The organism is Kitasatospora sp. NPDC056783 (genome assembly GCF_042789895.1).
In the GTDB taxonomy this organism is placed as follows: domain Bacteria; phylum Actinomycetota; class Actinomycetes; order Streptomycetales; family Streptomycetaceae; genus Kitasatospora.
This window is the reverse complement of the sequence record NZ_JBHUAF010000183.1, coordinates 1-16,191: the sequence shown is the minus strand read 5'-3', so window position 1 is coordinate 16,191 and position 16,191 is coordinate 1. Positions and strand designations below refer to the sequence as shown.

General features: G+C 70.6%; 13 protein-coding genes. 7 read left to right on the top strand and 6 right to left on the bottom strand.

All coding sequences use genetic code 11. From position 1 onward, the window contains the following. Nucleotides 1–134 precede the first annotated feature (134 nt). The 6 genes from rsmG to rpmH all read right to left on the bottom strand — a co-directional run bounded on the left by rsmG (nt 135) and on the right by rpmH (nt 3,831). Nucleotides 135–953 carry a 16S rRNA (guanine(527)-N(7))-methyltransferase RsmG gene (rsmG, locus tag ACFRMQ_RS24230; protein ID WP_380732692.1) on the bottom strand — a complete coding sequence of 273 codons (819 nt, stop codon included), beginning with the start codon at nt 951–953 and terminating at the stop codon, nt 135–137. Nucleotides 954–1,111: 158 nt separating this feature from the next. Further along, nucleotides 1,112–1,642: a protein jag gene (locus tag ACFRMQ_RS24225; RefSeq protein WP_380732691.1), complete on the bottom strand. Its 531-nt coding sequence runs from the start codon at nt 1,640–1,642 to the stop codon at nt 1,112–1,114. 82 nt (nt 1,643–1,724) lie between these two features. Further along, nucleotides 1,725–2,882, bottom strand: coding sequence for a membrane protein insertase YidC (gene yidC, locus ACFRMQ_RS24220; RefSeq protein ID WP_380732690.1), 1,158 nt, complete (start codon nt 2,880–2,882; stop codon nt 1,725–1,727). Beyond that, nucleotides 2,879–3,250, bottom strand: a complete 372-nt coding sequence (gene yidD / locus ACFRMQ_RS24215; RefSeq protein WP_380732689.1) for a membrane protein insertion efficiency factor YidD — start codon at nt 3,248–3,250, stop codon at nt 2,879–2,881. Before yidD ends, yidC begins: the two co-directional genes overlap by 4 nt. After that, entirely contained in the window at nt 3,247–3,675 is a 429-nt protein-coding gene (gene rnpA, locus ACFRMQ_RS24210; RefSeq protein ID WP_380732688.1) for a ribonuclease P protein component, read from the bottom strand. The genes yidD and rnpA overlap by 4 nt, the downstream gene beginning before the upstream one ends. Before the next feature lie 18 nt (nt 3,676–3,693). Further along, nucleotides 3,694–3,831, bottom strand: a complete 138-nt coding sequence (rpmH, locus tag ACFRMQ_RS24205; RefSeq protein WP_030392420.1) for a 50S ribosomal protein L34 — start codon at nt 3,829–3,831, stop codon at nt 3,694–3,696. Nucleotides 3,832–4,184: 353 nt separating this feature from the next. Here rpmH and dnaA point away from each other — a divergent pair, with 353 nt between their 5' ends. From dnaA to gyrA, 7 genes are all read left to right on the top strand, one after another. After that, on the top strand, nt 4,185–6,032 hold the full coding sequence (dnaA, locus tag ACFRMQ_RS24200) for a chromosomal replication initiator protein DnaA (protein ID WP_380732687.1): 1,848 nt from the start codon (nt 4,185–4,187) through the stop codon (nt 6,030–6,032). A gap of 932 nt (nt 6,033–6,964) precedes the next feature. After that, nucleotides 6,965–8,095 carry a DNA polymerase III subunit beta gene (gene dnaN, locus ACFRMQ_RS24195; RefSeq protein WP_380732686.1) on the top strand — a complete coding sequence of 377 codons (1,131 nt, stop codon included), beginning with the start codon at nt 6,965–6,967 and terminating at the stop codon, nt 8,093–8,095. Between the two features lie 249 nt (nt 8,096–8,344). Next, on the top strand, nt 8,345–9,220 hold the full coding sequence (gene gnd / locus ACFRMQ_RS24190) for a phosphogluconate dehydrogenase (NAD(+)-dependent, decarboxylating) (RefSeq protein WP_380732685.1): 876 nt from the start codon (nt 8,345–8,347) through the stop codon (nt 9,218–9,220). A gap of 41 nt (nt 9,221–9,261) precedes the next feature. Further along, a complete protein-coding gene (gene recF, locus ACFRMQ_RS24185) occupies nt 9,262–10,395 on the top strand; it encodes a DNA replication/repair protein RecF (RefSeq protein WP_380732684.1) in 1,134 nt (377 codons plus the stop codon). Between the two features lie 214 nt (nt 10,396–10,609). After that, nucleotides 10,610–11,074, top strand: a complete 465-nt coding sequence (locus tag ACFRMQ_RS24180) for a DUF721 domain-containing protein (protein ID WP_380732694.1) — start codon at nt 10,610–10,612, stop codon at nt 11,072–11,074. A 270-nt stretch (nt 11,075–11,344) separates the two neighbouring features. After that, entirely contained in the window at nt 11,345–13,366 is a 2,022-nt protein-coding gene (gene gyrB / locus ACFRMQ_RS24175) for a DNA topoisomerase (ATP-hydrolyzing) subunit B (protein ID WP_380732683.1), read from the top strand. Between the two features lie 131 nt (nt 13,367–13,497). Further along, nucleotides 13,498–16,035, top strand: coding sequence for a DNA gyrase subunit A (gene gyrA / locus ACFRMQ_RS24170; protein ID WP_380732693.1), 2,538 nt, complete (start codon nt 13,498–13,500; stop codon nt 16,033–16,035). The last annotated feature ends 156 nt before the right edge of the window (nt 16,036–16,191 follow it).

The window sequence follows — 16,191 nt, the reverse complement described above, 5'->3', positions numbered from 1 at the left end:
CCGCAAATCTGACGTTGCGCCCCGCCGGTGTCCCCCCGGGGGCCCGGCGGGCACCTGAACGACGCCGGGCGGCCGCCCCGCCCTCTCAGGAGGCCCGTCCGCCCGTCGTCACCACGTGTCCGGCATCACCCGGTTCAGCGACTGCGGCGCCGCCCGCCACGGGCGCGCTCGCCGCTCCGGGCGCTCGCGTTGCGGCCCGCCCGGGCCGCCTTGGCTCGCCGGGTCGCCGCCTTGACCCCGCCGGGGCTCTCCCCCGCCTTCACCTGGACCACCCGGGTCGAGGTCTCCAGGGTGCCCTCACCGACTCCGATGACGCTCCACTCGACCGCGCCCAGCTTGGCCAGCCCGGCCCGCGAGTCGGCCAGCTCCTGCTCGGCGCTGTCGCCCTTGAGCGCCAGCATCTGCCCGTGCGGACGCAGCAGCGGCATGCCCCAGCCGGCCAGCCGCTCCAGCGGCGCCACCGCCCGGGCGGTCACCACGTCCACCGCGAGCTTGCCGACCATCTCCTCGGCCCGGCCGCGCAGCACCGTGACGTTCTCCAGCCCCAGTTCCCGGACGACCTCCTCCAGGAAGGTGGTCCGGCGCAGCAGCGGCTCCAGCAGCGTCACCGAGACGTCCGGACGGGCCAGCGCCACCGGGATGCCCGGCAGGCCGGCCCCGGAGCCGACGTCGCACAGGGTGATCCCGGACGGCAGCAGCTCGGCCAGCACCGCGCAGTTCAGCACGTGGCGGTCCCAGAGCCGGGGCACCTCGCGCGGCCCGATCAGTCCGCGCTGCACGCCCGCGGTGGCCAGCAGCTCGGTGTAGCGGACCGCGGCGTCGTACCGGTCCCCGAAGACCTCCCGGGCGGCGGCGGGCGCCTCGCCCGGATCACCCACCTCGATCGCCCGCCCCCCAGCGGCCGGGTCCACGTCCGCCCCCGCCCGGCCGGCAGCCGCGTTATCCGTGTCCATCTCGACCTCTCCGATCCCCGGATCCACCGACCCGCTCAACGCACTGTTTCACGTGAAACATCCCAGGAGGGACGACGACCCCGCCCGCACGAGGCGGACGGGGTCGCGTCCGTGAAGCTCTCCGGCCGCCGCGGCGGCCGGTCATCGGCCTACCGGCTTCAGGCCGGCAGCACGACCACGCACCGCTGGGGCTCTTCGCCCTCGGACTCACTGCGCAGGCCCGCCGCGGCGACCGCGTCGTGGACGACCTTGCGCTCGAAGGGCGTCATCGGCCGCAGCTTGATCTGCTCGCCGGTGCTCTTGGCCTGCTCCGCGGCCTCGGCACCGAGCACCGCCAGTTCCTCGCGCTTGCGCGCGCGGAAGCCGGCAATGTCCAGCATGAGGCGGCTGCGCTCGCCGGTCTCCCGGTGGACAGCCAACCGGGTCAGCTCCTGGAGGGCCTCCAGCACCTCACCGTCCTGGCCGACCAGGCGCTGGAGCGCCCGGTCGTTGCCGTCGCTGACGATGGACACCAGGGCGCGGTCGCCCTCGACGTCCATGTCGATGTCACCGTCGAGGTCCGCGATGTCGAGCAGACCCTCCAGGTAGTCCGCCGCGATGTCGCCCTCCTGCTCCAGGCGGGAGACGAGGTTCTCGTCGGCGCTGGCGGCGGCCTCGGCCTCGACGGCGGAGGTGGTGCCTTCCGTCACTGATGGACTCCTTCGGAGATGGGCCCGTCTGGCGGGCCGGGAACGAAGCTCTTCGCGGCTGTCACAACAGGCTGGGCGCCGGTCAGGACTTCCTCTTCGGCCGCTGGCCGCCACCGCGCTTCGGCTGCTGCCGGGTGCCCTGCTTGGTACCGGCGGGCTTGGCCGCGCTCTGCTTGGCGGCCTCCGGCTTGGCCTCGGGCTCCACCGGGGCGGACTCGGCCGGCTCCTCGGCCTCCGTGTCCTTGCCCAGGTCGACCGTGGACTGCCCGGCACCGCCCTGCTGGCGCTGTGCCTTGGTCTGCCGACGGGGCTGCTGGCGGCGCGCCTGCACCGACTCCTCGACCACCGCGGCGGCGCTGGCCGCCTCGCTGACGGCGTCCTTGGACGGGGGCAGCATGCCCCAGAGCGCGCCCTTGATCTCCGTGCCGTCCGGGCGCAGTCGGCCGGCCTTCTTCAGCCGCGCCTGGCGCTCCTCGAAGGCCTTGCTGCCCGGGGTCGGGTTGTTGTGGATGACGACCAGCTGCTGGCCCATCGACCAGACGTTGGTGGTCAGCCAGTAGACCAGGACACCGACCGGGAAGTTGATGCCCATCACGGCGAACATGACCGGGAAGACGTACATCAGCATCTTCTGCTGCTGCATGAACGGCGTCTTCACCGTGAGGTCGACGTTCTTGGTCATCAGCTGGCGCTGGGTGACGAACTGCGACAGCGACATCAGGATGATCATCACGGCCGTGACGATCTTGACGCTGGTCTCGCTGCTGCCGAGGAAGGTCGCGGAGAGCGGGGCGCCGAAGATGTGCGCCTTGCCGGCGCTGACCAGCAGGCTGCCGTGGATGACGCCGATGTCCTCGCCCTTGGCGACCTTGGCGAGCACACCGTAGAGAGCGGTGAAGAACGGCGCCTGCACGATGATCGGAAGGCAGCTGGAGAACGGGTTGGTACCCGCCTCCTTGTACAGCTTCATCATCTCTTCGGACTGGCGCTGCCGGTCGTTCTTGTAGCGCTCCTGGATGGCCTTCATCTTCGGCTGGATCGCCTGCATGGCCCGGGTCGCCTTGATCTGCTTCACGAAGAGCGGGATCAGGCAGATCCGGATGACGACCACCATCGAGGCGATGGCCAGGCCCCAGGCCCAACCGCCGTCCGGATTGAAGACATTGCTGTACAGCGAGTGGAACTGGACGATGATCCAGGACACCGCGGTGTACAGGGGACTCAGAAAACCGAAGGTCACCGGTCAGGCTCCTTGGACAGGTGGATCGGCCGCTCGCGGCCAATGGTCGCCGGGCCCTCTGGGTCCGGACCGGCGGGGGTGACGGTCACCGACGTGTCGACGGCGGACCGGCTGCTCAGCCGGTCCCGCAACCGCCGGTGCCACACCGGATGCTTGCGCGGCGGGACGTGATCGACCCCGCCGGGCGTCCACGGATTGCAGCGCAGGATGCGCCACACGGTCAGCCCGCCGCCCTTGACCGCCCCGTGCACCTTCACGGCCTCGTAGCCGTAGTGCGAGCAGGAGGGGTAGTAACGGCAGACCGGACCGAGCAGTGGGCTGATCGTCCACTGGTAGACCCTGATCAGACCCATCAGCAGGTACTTCATCGCCCTGCTCCCGTCGGCGCCGTGGCGGCGGGCTCCGTCCTCAGCAACCGCTTGAGTGCCGCGTCCAGGTCACGTTCGAGGTCCTGGTACGAGGCGGTCGCGGCCTGGGGCAGCGCACGCACCACTATCAGGCTACCGGCGGGCAGCCTGATGAGACGATCACGAACGAGGTGGCGCAACCTGCGTTTGACCAGGTTGCGGACGACCGCCGGGCCAACGGCCTTGCTCACGACGAAACCCGCACGCGCCGAAGGAGTCCCCTCGGCGACGTGCGGGCGGAAGTCGCTGGTCCGGTCGGTCTGCCCCTGCGGGTCACCGTCTCTGCTGAGATGGACGACCAGAAGGGGCCGACCGGCCCGACGACCGCGTTTCACCGCGGTCGCGAAGTCCTGGCGCCGCCGCAGCCGATTCTCGGAGGGCAGCACAACAGACTCTGGCGCGGATCAGGCGGACAGGCTGGTGCGGCCCTTGCCACGGCGGGCAGCCAGAATGGCGCGGCCGGCGCGGGTACGCATACGCAGCCGGAAGCCGTGGGTCTTCGCGCGACGACGGTTGTTCGGCTGGAAGGTGCGCTTGCTCACTCGGGGGCTCCTGAGGTGAATCGTAGGATGACGGGGGGTCGCTTGGCCGTCACCGTGCGTCCGCGTGATCTCCCCTGAATCGGAAATCCGGCCCATCGCCCCAGGTCGGCTGGGGTCTGAGGCAATCCACGGCGCCCGTGCTGCGCGCCTTATGGAGCGGGTGGACCCGCGGACATGCGGCAGCGGCCATCGACAACTCGACCTGGTTACGGTACGCGGGACGGGGCACGAGGGTCAAACCAGCCGCTTGTGGCCCGCCTTACCCACAGCCTGTGGACAACGACTTGATCCGGCCCTGTTCGCTGACTACCGTTGCAGAACTTGTCTGGTTTGTTCTTGGAAAGCGTGCACCAGTGGCTGATGTCAACAGCGACCTCGTCCCGGTCTGGGCCAGGGTCGTCGAGCGGCTGGTCAGCGACCCCGATGTCGGGGAGATGGACAAACAGTGGGTGCAGCGCACCCAGCCGATGTGGATGATGCACGACACCGCCCTGCTGGCGACCCCGAACGAGCGGGCCAAGCAGGTGCTGGAGGGCCGGCTGCTGCCGCAGCTGACCGAGGCCCTCAGCCGTGAGCTCAGCCGCCCGGTCCGGATCGCCGTGATGGTCGACGCCAACGCGGTGCCCACCACCCCGGCCTCCCAGGCCCCCTCCGAGCCCTACCCGGGCCCGGCCGAGGAGGAAGCCCCCGACTACGGCGGCCAGGGCTACCAGCAGCCGTACGAGCACGGCCAGCCCTACGAGGGCGGCGCCTCCTACGAGGGCGGCTCCTACGAGCAGGACTACCAGCGCCCCCGCTACGACACCGGCGACTACGAGCAGCGCCAGGGCGGCTACGGCTCCCCCGCGGCCGGTCAGGGCTGGCAGGGCTACCAGGAGCAGCCGCCCGCCTACCGCGAGCCGGAGGACTCCGCGTCCCGCCCGGCGCCGCGCCCCGTCCCCGGCCCGCCCGCGACCACCCAGGGCGACCTCTTCGGCGGCGCCTACGGCCCCGGCCCGAACGAGCAGCCCCGCACCGGCGCCGGTCGCCGCGCGGGCGGTTCCCGCCCCTCCGGCGGCCGCCCGTCGGACAAGGCCGCCCCGGAGCGCCCGGCCGAGCGTCCCGGCGTCCCCGGCGTCCCCGCTCCGCCCGGCGCGCCCCCGGCCGGCGGCGCGCGCAAGGACGAGCCGGCCGCCCGGCTGAACCCCAAGTACCTCTTCGACACCTTCGTCATCGGCGCCAGCAACCGCTTCGCGCACGCGGCGGCGGTGGCGGTCGCCGAGGCCCCGGCCAAGGCGTACAACCCGCTCTTCATCTACGGCGAGTCCGGGCTGGGCAAGACCCACCTGCTGCACGCCATCGGGCACTACTCGCGCAGCCTCTTCCCGGGCACCCGGGTGCGCTACGTGTCCTCGGAGGAGTTCACCAACGAGTTCATCAACTCGATCCGGGACGGCAAGGCGGACACCTTCCGCCGCCGCTACCGGGACATGGACATCCTGCTCGTGGACGACATCCAGTTCCTCGCGAGCAAGGAGTCCACGCAGGAGGAGTTCTTCCACACCTTCAACACCCTGCACAACGCGAACAAGCAGATCGTCCTCTCCTCGGACCGGCCGCCGAAGCTGCTGACCACGCTGGAGGACCGGCTGCGCAACCGCTTCGAGTGGGGACTGATCACCGACGTCACCCCGCCGGAGCTGGAGACCCGGATCGCGATCCTGCGCAAGAAGGCGATCCAGGAACAACTCAACGCTCCCGCCGACGTGTTGGAGTTCATCGCGTCCCGGATCACCCGCAACATCCGGGAGTTGGAGGGCGCCCTGATCCGGGTCACCGCCTTCGCCAACCTCAACCGGGCGCCGGTGGACCTGGAGTTGGCCGGGATCGTCCTCAAGGACCTGATCCCGGGCGGGGGCGAGGACGCCGGCCCGGAGATCACCGCACAGGTCATCATGCAGCAGACCGCCGCGTACTTCGGTCTGAGCGTGGACGACCTCTGCGGATCCTCGCGCAGCCGCGTGCTGGTGACGGCCCGCCAGATCGCGATGTACCTGTGCCGGGAGCTCACCGACCTCTCACTGCCGAAGATCGGCGCGCAGTTCGGCGGCCGCGACCACACCACGGTGATGCACGCGGACCGCAAGATCCGCTCGCTGATGGCCGAGCGGCGCTCGATCTACAACCAGGTCACCGAACTCACCAACCGCATCAAGAGCTAGCCGCCGCCGGCGGTGCGGCCCCGAGGGCGTCAGGAGCGATCCTGACGCCCTTTTCGCGCGTCCACAGGTGTGCGCCGCGCGCCCGCTGGGCAGGGATGACCTCGACGGACGCTCCGCCAGTCCACAGCCCGCGCCGAACAACTGACCGGTGATTCGAAACCCGGGGGCGCGCAAGGCCGTTGTCCACAGGCCGGGCCGGTTCTCCGTCGTCCACAGGGCGGGGGCCCCGGAGTTATCCAGAATTCGTCCACAGGCCCGTCGGCGCTACGCTCTTCCGCGCAGGTCAGGTGCCTGTGGACTTGTGCACAACGGTTATCCACAGGGTGTGGACAATTGACGGGCCCCCACTGGGCCGTCCGGGTTATCCACCGGTTGTCCCCAGGCGAGAGGCGGTTATCCCCAGGTTGTCCACAGCGGCGTCCACAGTTCGACAACCGTGCACTGGAGTTCATACCCTGGTGTGAAAGGCGTCACGAAAAGTTGACCGGCGCCCGTGGATAACCGGGCCCGGATCTGGGGACAGCCCTGGGGATAACCTGTGGATACCGAGCGTGGCCTGTGGGTAACGCTCGGCTGTCCACAGCGAGGCCTGTCCGTCCACAGTCGCCGTCCACAGTCCCTGTGGACAAAATTCGGGCTCTGACCTGCGGAAACGGGGTTATCCACGGTTTCCACAGGCCCTACTACTACCACTACACATTTAGACCCCGGACTTGCTTTCAAAGTGGGTGGGCCCCGAATCTGTGGACAACCGGGCCCCGACACCTGTTCGGGTCGCTTCCGCCCGTCTGCCCCGTCTGTCGGCGGAGTACGTCAGACTGTCCTTGCGACTGGAAGCGGAGTGACAGAGCTCGGCGGACAGCCAGACCGACGATCAAGACCAGACGAACCAGAGTGCGAGCGGGAGCGCTCGATCCAGGAGGCGGTTACCGGTGAAGTTCCGGGTGGAGCGTGACGTCCTCGCGGAGGCGGTGGCCTGGGCTGCCCGCAGCCTCCCGGCACGGCCGCCGGTGCCGGTGCTGGCCGGCCTGCTGCTGACCGCACAGGAGGGCAGCCTGGCCCTGTCCGGCTTCGACTACGAGGTCTCGGCCCGGGTCGAGCTGGAGGCGGACGTCGAGGAGGCCGGCACCGTCCTGGTCTCCGGTCGGCTGCTGAACGACATCTCCCGCAACCTCCCCAACCGGCCGGTGGAGATCTCCACCGACGGCCAGCGGGTCAGCGTGGTCTGCGGCAGCTCCCGCTTCACCCTCCCCACCCTCCCGGTGGACGAGTACCCGGCGCTCCCGCAGATGCCGACCGCCACCGGCACCGTCTCCGGTGACGTCTTCGCCTCCGCCGTCAGCCAGGCCGCGGTCGCGGCCGGCCGGGACGACACCCTCCCGGTGCTCACCGGTGTCCGGGTCGAGATCGAGGGCGACCGGATCACCCTGGCCGCCACCGACCGCTACCGCTTCGCGGTCCGCGAGCTGCTGTGGAAGCCCGAGCAGTCGGACATCTCCGCGGTCGCGCTGGTCCCCGCCAAGACGCTCCAGGACATCGCCAAGTCCCTCGGCAGCGGCGACAACGTCTCCATCGCGCTCTCCTCGGGCGGCGCGGGCGAGGGCCTGATCGGGTTCGAGGGCGCCGGCCGCCGGACGACGACCCGGCTGCTGGAGGGCGAGTTCCCCAAGTTCCGCAGCCTGTTCCCGACGGAGTTCAACGCCGTCGCCGTGATCCAGACCCAGCCCTTCCTGGAGGCGCTCAAGCGCGTCTCGCTGGTGGCCGAGCGCAACACCCCGGTCCGCCTGAACTTCGAGGAGGGCGTGCTGACGCTGGAGGCCGGCTCGGGCGACGACGCCCAGGCCACCGAGCGGATCGAGGCCTCCCTGGAGGGCGACGCCATCTCGATCGCCTTCAACCCGGGCTACCTGGAGGAGGGCCTCAAGGCCATCGACTCCCCCTTCGCCCAGCTCAGCTTCACCACCCCGACCAAGCCGGCGCTGCTCAGCGGCAAGGTCTCGGTGGACGCCGAGGAGGACAAGGCGTACCAGTACCTGATCATGCCGGTCCGCCTCTCCGGCTGATGTCCCGCCCGGCATGATCCCGGGGGTGTGGGGGGCCGCCCCCACAGGACACCGCATGCCGGTCCGCCTCTCCGGCTGATCCAGTCCGCTCTTCCGTCCACAGGCTGTGCACACCCGCTGTGCACAGCCTGTGGACGTCTCCCCCGGTCAGCCCGCTCGCAGGCGGCCGGGGTCGCGCCAACGCGTAGGCTCAAGGAGTGCGGCAACGGCGCCGCCGGCAGGCACGTCACCACAGGTAAGGACTTGGTCATGGAGCTCGGCCTCATCGGTCTCGGCAAGATGGGCGGCAACATGCGCGAGCGGATCCGCCGCGCCGGCCACACCGTCATCGGCTACGACCGCAATCCGGACATCTCCGACGTCAAGAGCCTCCAGGAGCTCGTGACCAAGCTCCAGGGCCCGCGCGTGGTCTGGGTCATGGTCCCGGCGGGCGCCGCCACCCAGGCGACCGTCGACGAACTCGCCGAGCTGCTCTCCCCCGGCGACGTGGTGGTCGACGGCGGCAACTCCCGCTGGACCGACGACATCAAGCACGCCGAGGCGCTGGCCGCCAAGGGCATCGGCTTCGTCGACTGCGGCGTCTCCGGCGGTGTCTGGGGCCTGGAGAACGGCTACGCGCTGATGTACGGCGGCGACGCCGAGCACGTGGCCAAGGCCCAGCCGATCTTCCAGGCGCTCAAGCCCGAGGGCGAGTTCGGCAACGTGCACGCGGGTGCGGTCGGCGCCGGCCACTTCGCCAAGATGGTCCACAACGGCATCGAGTACGCGATGATGCAGGCCTTCGCCGAGGGCTGGGAGCTGCTGGAGGCCGCTCCCGAGGTCACCGACGTGCGCGAGGTCTTCCGCAGCTGGCAGGAGGGCACCGTCATCCGCTCCTGGCTGCTGGACCTGGCCGTCAACGCCCTGGACGAGGACGAGCACCTGGACAAGCTGCGCGGCTGGGCCGCCGACTCCGGCGAGGGCCGCTGGACCGTCGAGGCCGCGATCGACCACGCCGTGCCGCTGCCGGCGATCACCGCCTCGCTGTTCGCCCGCTTCGCCTCCCGCCAGGACGACTCGCCGCAGATGAAGATGATCGCCGCGCTGCGCAACCAGTTCGGCGGCCACGCGGTCGAGTCCAAGTAACCAGCGGTTCCCCCACGAGAAGGCGGGCGCAGTCCACAGCCATGCACGTCGCGCATCTGTCGCTCGCCGACTTCCGGTCGTACGCCCGGGCCGAGGTTCCCCTCGACCCGGGCGTGACCGCCTTCGTCGGACCGAACGGCCAGGGCAAGACCAACCTGGTCGAGGCGATCGGCTACGTCGCCACCCTGGGCAGCCACCGGGTGGCCACCGACGCCCCGCTGATCCGGCTGGGCGCCGAGCGGGCGGTGATCCGCACCTCGGTGGTGGACCGCGGCCGCTCCACCCTGGTGGAGCTGGAGCTCACCCCGGGCAAGGCCAACCGGGCCCGGATCAACCGCTCCGACAACGTCCGCCCGCGCGACGTGCTGGGTCTGCTGCGCACCGTGCTGTTCGCCCCCGAGGACCTCAGCCTGGTCAAGGGCGACCCGGGTGAGCGGCGCCGCTTCCTGGACGAGCTGCTGACCGCCCGCGCTCCCCGGCTCGCCGGTGTGCGGCAGGACTACGAGCGGGTCCTCAAGCAGCGCAACGCCCTGCTGAAGACCGCCGCGATGGCCCGGCGGGCCGGCGGCGGCAAGGGTGCCGACCTGTCCACCCTGGAGGTCTGGGACGGCCATCTGGCCCGTGCCGGCGCCGAGTTGACGGCCTTCCGGATCCAGCTGGTGGCCGCCCTGCAACCGCTGGTGACGGCCGCCTACGGGCAGTTGGCCCCCGGCGGCGGCGAGACCGCCCTGGAGTACCGCAGCTCCTTCGAGGGCGAGCTGCCGACTAGCCGCGAGCAGGCCGAGGAGCAGCTGCTGGACGCGCTGCGGGCGGTCCGCAAGCAGGAGGTCGAGCGCGGCCTCACCCTGGTCGGCCCGCACCGCGACGAGCTGGCGCTCAAGCTCGGCCCGCTGCCCGCCAAGGGCTACGCCAGCCACGGCGAGTCCTGGTCGTTCGCGCTGGCGCTGCGGCTGGCCTCGTACGAGCTGCTGCGCGCCGACGGCGGCGAGCCGGTGCTGATCCTGGACGACGTGTTCGCCGAGCTGGACGCCGCCCGCCGGGACCGGCTGGCCGAGCTGGTGGCCGACGGCGAGCAGGTGCTGGTGACGGCGGCGGTCGCCGAGGACGTGCCGAAGGCGCTGGCCGGCGCCCGGTTCGCGGTCTCCGACGGCGCGGTGCGCCGGATCGACGCCTGACCGCTCCCCCGTACCCCCGCCGCCGGGCGCACCCGGCGGTCCGCCCGGTGTGCGCTCCCGTACGCTGGACCGTTCAGCGTTGTCCACAGGCTGGGGAAAGGAGATCGCCGTGAGCGAGCCGGCGGAGCACTCCCCCAAGCCCGGGGCCCCCAAGCCCGGCGGGTCCGAGTCCGGTGCCCCGCAGCCGACCGGCGCCGACCTCGCCCGCTCCGCGCTGCGGGCGGCCCGGGCCCAGGCCCGCCAGCGCGGTGAGCAGGTCCGGGAGAAGCGCGAGGCGAAGCGTTACGGCCTGCGCAGCGGCGCCCGCTCGGACGGCCGCGACCCGGTCCCGCTGGGCACCGCGCTGAACCGGCTGCTGACCGAGCGCGGCTGGGAGTCCTCGGCCGCGGTCGGCGGAGTGATGGGCCGCTGGCCGCAGATCGTCGGCCCGGACATCGCCGCGCACTGCCACCCCTCCTCCTACGACGAGGCCGCCGCGGTGCTCACCGTGCAGTGCGACTCCACCGCCTGGGCCACTCAACTACGCTGGCTTGCACGGCAGTTGGTGGCACGCCTGAACCACGAGCTGGGCCACGGGACGGTCAGGACCATCAAGGTGCTCGGCCCCGCGGCGCCCGCCCGCGGCTACGGCCGGCTGCGCGCGCCGGGGAGCAAGGGGCCGGGCGACACCTGGGGCTGACCGAGCGGTCGGCCGGTCCGTCGGGAGCGCGGATCGGATGGCGATCTTCCGGAACCCCTGACAGCCCTTCCAGGCGCCCTGGGCCCCCCGGTCGAGTATCGGGACATGTGCAGAGGGGATTCAGGGCGGCGTATCTGCCCTCAAGGGCTGCCAAACGCCCATCTCTGTCAGTCGTACCGGTAGACTGAAAGCCAAACACTGTTGCCAGTGGCAACCGAGTCAGAACGCTGTGGTCGCACGCCCGCCCGCACGGGATCGGGGATGCGGCCCGTGCTGTGCCAGAGAGGGCGCTTCGTGGCCGATTCCGGCAACCCCAGCCAGACCCCAGACCAGACCGACCAGGGCGAGAAGTCCTACAACGCCAGCAACATCCAGGTGCTGGAGGGCCTCGACGCCGTCCGCAAGCGTCCCGGCATGTACATCGGTTCGACCGGTGAGCGCGGCCTGCACCACCTGGTGCAGGAGGTCGTGGACAACTCCGTCGACGAGGCCATGGCCGGGCACGCGGACACCATCGAGGTCACGATCCTGCCGGACGGCGGCGTGCGAGTGGCCGACAACGGACGCGGCATCCCGGTCGGCATCGTCCCCGGGCAGGAGAAGCCGGCCGTCGAGGTCGTGCTCACCGTGCTGCACGCGGGCGGCAAGTTCGGCGGCGGCGGGTACGCGGTCTCCGGCGGTCTGCACGGCGTCGGCGTCTCGGTGGTGAACGCGCTCTCCACCCGGCTCGCGGTGGAGATCCACACCGAGGGCCACATCTGGACCCAGGACTACAAGATGGGCGCGCCGACCGCCCCCCTGGCCAAGGGCGCGGAGACCGACCGCACCGGCACCACGGTGACCTTCTGGGCCGACGGCGACATCTTCGAGACCACCGTCTACTCCTTCGAGACCCTCTCCCGCCGCTTCCAGGAGATGGCCTTCCTCAACAAGGGCCTGTCCATCTCGCTGGCCGACGAGCGCGCCGAGCACGTGGACGAGGAGGGCAAGCCGCTCTCCGTCACGTACAAGTACGACGGCGGCATCGCCGACTTCGTCGCCCACCTCAACTCCCGCAAGGGCGAGGTCATCCACCCCTCGGTCATCGACTTCGAGGCGGAGGACAAGGACAAGGCGATCTCGGTGGAGGTCGCGATGCAGTGGAACTCCTCGTACACCGAGGGGGTCTACAGCTTCGCCAACACCATCCACACCCACGGCGGCGGTACCCACGAGGAGGGCTTCCGCGCCGCGCTGACCGGCCTGGTCAACCGCTACGCGCGGGACAAGAAGCTGCTCCGGGAGAAGGACGACAACCTCTCCGGCGAGGACATCCGCGAGGGTCTGACCGCGATCATCTCGGTGAAGCTCGGCGAGCCGCAGTTCGAGGGCCAGACCAAGGACAAGCTCGGCAACACCGAGGCCAAGACCTTCGTCCAGAAGGTCGTCCACGAGCAGCTCAACGACTGGCTGGACCGCAACCCCAACGAGGCCGCGGACATCATCCGCAAGTCCATCCAGGCCGCCACCGCGCGCGTCGCCGCCCGCAAGGCCCGCGACCTCACCCGCCGCAAGGGCCTGCTGGAGTCCGCCTCGCTGCCGGGCAAGCTCTCCGACTGCCAGTCCAAGGACCCGGCCGAGTGCGAGATCTTCATCGTCGAGGGTGACTCCGCCGGCGGCTCGGCCAAGCAGGGCCGCGACCCGCGCACCCAGGCCATCCTGCCGATCCGCGGCAAGATCCTGAACGTCGAGAAGGCCCGGATCGACAAGGTCCTCCAGAACACCGAGGTCCAGGCGCTGATCTCGGCGTTCGGCTGCGGCATCCAGGAGGACTACGACGAGTCCAAGCTGCGGTACCACAAGATCGTCCTGATGGCCGACGCCGACGTCGACGGACAGCACATCCGCACCCTGCTGCTGACCCTGCTGTTCCGCTTCATGCGGCCGCTGGTCGAGTCCGGGTACGTCTACCTCGCCATGCCGCCGCTGTACAAGATCAAGTGGGGCAAGGACGACTTCGAGTACGCCTACTCCGACCGCGAGCGCGACGCGCTGATCGCGGCCGGCGTGGAGGCCGGGCGCCGGCTGCCCAAGGACGACGCGATCCAGCGCTTCAAGGGTCTCGGCGAGATGAACGCCGAGGAGCTGCGGGTCACCACCATGGACGCCGAGCACCGGCTGCTGCTCCAGGTCACCCTGGAGGACGCCGCCCGCGCCGACGAGCTGTTCTCCGTGCTGATGGGCGAGGACGTCGAGGCCCGCCGCTCCTTCATCCAGCGCAACGCCAAGGACGTCCGCTTCCTGGACGTGTGACGCCTGCACCCCAGGCCCCGCACGTTCCAGTCCGCGTGAAAGGAAACTGACCACCAGTGGTCGACGACAACCGTCCCGAAGGCGACCAGCCCGAGACGCCCGAGGCCGCCGAGGCCACCGCCCAGGCGACGATGCGCATCGAGCCGGTCGAGCTCGAGACCGAGATGCAGCGCTCGTACCTCGACTACGCGATGAGCGTGATCGTCAGCCGTGCGCTGCCCGAGGTCCGCGACGGCCTCAAGCCGGTGCACCGCCGCGTGCTCTACGCGATGTACGACGGCGGGTACCGCCCCGAGAAGGGCTACTACAAGTGCGCCCGCGTCGTCGGCGACGTCATGGGCAACTACCACCCGCACGGTGACACCTCGATCTACGACACCGTGGTCCGCCTGGCCCAGCCGTGGTCGCTGCGGATGCCGCTGGTGGACGGCAACGGCAACTTCGGCTCCCCGGGCAACGACCCGGCGGCGGCGATGCGCTACACCGAGTGCAAGCTGATGCCGCTGGCCATGGAGATGATGCGCGACATCGACGAGGAGACCGTCGACTTCGCGCCCAACTACGACGGCCGCTCGCAGGAGCCGACCGTCCTGCCCGCGCGCATCCCCAACCTGCTGGTCAACGGTGCCACCGGCATCGCGGTCGGCATGGCCACCAACATCCCGCCGCACAACCTCCGCGAGGTCGCCTCCGGCGCGCTCTGGTACCTGGAGAACCCGGAGGCCTCCGCCGAGGAGCTGCTGGACGCCCTGGTCGAGCGGATCAAGGGCCCCGACTTCCCGACCGGCGCGCTGATCGTCGGCCGCCGCGGGATCGACGACTACTACCGCACCGGCCGCGGCTCGGTCACCATGCGGGCCGTCGTCGAGGTCGAGGAGATCCAGGGCCGCCAGTGCCTGGTGATCACCGAGCTGCCGTACCAGGTCAACCCGGACAACCTCGCGCTGAAGATCGCCGACCTGGTCAAGGACGGCAAGATCGCCGGCATCGCCGACGTCCGCGACGAGTCCTCGTCCCGCACCGGCACCCGCCTGGTCGTCGTGCTCAAGCGCGACGCGGTCGCCAAGGTCGTGCTGAACAACCTGTACAAGCACACCGAGCTGCAGACCAACTTCGGCGCCAACATGCTGGCCCTGGTCGACGGCGTGCCGCGCACCCTGTCGCTGGACGCCTTCATCCGGCACTGGGTCAACCACCAGGTCGAGGTCATCGTCCGGCGCACCCGGTTCCGGCTGCGCAAGGCCGAGGAGCGCGCCCACATCCTGCGCGCCCTGCTCAAGGCCCTGGACCTGATCGACGACGTCATCGCGCTGATCCGGGCCTCGGCCAGCGCCGACGCCGCCCGCACCGGCCTGATGGGCCTGCTCGACATCGACGAGCTCCAGGCCAACGCCATCCTCGAGATGCAGCTGCGCCGCCTGGCCGCCCTGGAGCGCCAGCGCATCACGGACGAGCACGACGAGCTCCAGCGCAAGATCGACGAGTACAACGCGATCCTGGCCTCGCCGGCCCGTCAGCGGGAGATCATCTCCGAGGAGCTCACCGCGATCGTCGAGAAGTACGGCGACGAGCGGCGCTCCACCCTCATCCCGTCCGACGGCGACCTCTCCATCGAGGACCTCATCGCCGAGGAGGACATCGTCGTCACGATCACCCGTGGCGGCTACGTCAAGCGGACCCGCTCCGACCTCTACCGCTCGCAGAAGCGCGGCGGCAAGGGCGTGCGCGGTGCCCAGCTCAAGCAGGACGACATCGTCGACCACTTCTTCGTGACGACGACCCACAACTGGATCCTGTTCTTCACCAACAAGGGCCGGGTCTACCGGGCCAAGGGCTACGAGCTGCCGGACGCCGGGCGCGACGCCCGCGGCCAGCACGTGGCCAACCTGCTGGCCTTCCAGCCGGGGGAGCACATCGCCCAGGTGATGGCCGTCCGCACCTACGAGGACAAGCCGTACCTGGTCCTCGCCACCCGGGCCGGCCTGGTGAAGAAGTCCGCGCTCAAGGACTACGACTCCCCGCGCTCCGGCGGCCTGATCGCGATCAACCTGCGCCAGGACGAGGAGGGCCAGGACGACGAGCTGATCGGCGCCGAGCTGGTCTCCGCCGAGGACGACCTGCTGCTGGTCTCCAAGAAGGCCCAGTCGATCCGCTTCACCGCGACCGACGACGCCCTGCGGCCCACCGGCCGCGCCACCTCCGGCGTCAAGGGCATGGCCTTCCGCGAGGACGACGAACTGCTCTCGATGAACGTCGTCCGTCCGGGTACCTACGTCTTCACCGCCACTGACGGCGGGTACGCCAAGCGCACCGGTGTGGACGAGTACCGTGTCCAGGGACGCGGCGGCTACGGCACCAAGGCGGCGAAGATCGTCGAAGGCCGCGGCTCGCTGGTCGGCGCGCTCGTGGTCGACGAGTCCGACGAGATCATGGCGATCACCCTCTCGGGTGGGGTGATCCGCACGAGGGTTTCCGAGGTTCGTGAAACCGGACGTGACACCATGGGCGTCCAACTGATCAACCTCGGAAAGCGCGACGCGGTCGTGGGCATGGCCCGCAACGCGGAGGCCGAGGACGAGGAGACTGCGGAGGACGAGGTGGCGGGTACCGAGTCCACCGCGACGGCCGAGGGCACGGCGACGGCGGTCGACGGAGACGTCGAGGCCTGAACCGAACCGCAGACCGGTGCCGCCGCGTCCCATGGAGGGACGCGGCGGCCTCGGCCGCCCCCCACTTCCCGGCCATCCCGCCCGGGGCGGGGGGGCGCGTGCCCGCGCAGGGGGGCGCCGCCGGGCGGGGGGGGCGGGCGGGGGCGCCCCGGGAGT

Coding starts and splice junctions, on each gene's coding strand:
- gnd (WP_380732685.1), top strand. CDS start 8,345: ATGGAGCTCGGCCTCATCGGTCTCGGCAAGATGGGCGGCAACATGCGC.
- recF (WP_380732684.1), top strand. CDS start 9,262: ATGCACGTCGCGCATCTGTCGCTCGCCGACTTCCGGTCGTACGCCCGG.
- yidD (WP_380732689.1), bottom strand. CDS start 3,250: ATGAAGTACCTGCTGATGGGTCTGATCAGGGTCTACCAGTGGACGATC.
- gyrA (WP_380732693.1), top strand. CDS start 13,498: ATGCGCATCGAGCCGGTCGAGCTCGAGACCGAGATGCAGCGCTCGTAC.
- rsmG (WP_380732692.1), bottom strand. CDS start 953: ATGGACACGGATAACGCGGCTGCCGGCCGGGCGGGGGCGGACGTGGAC.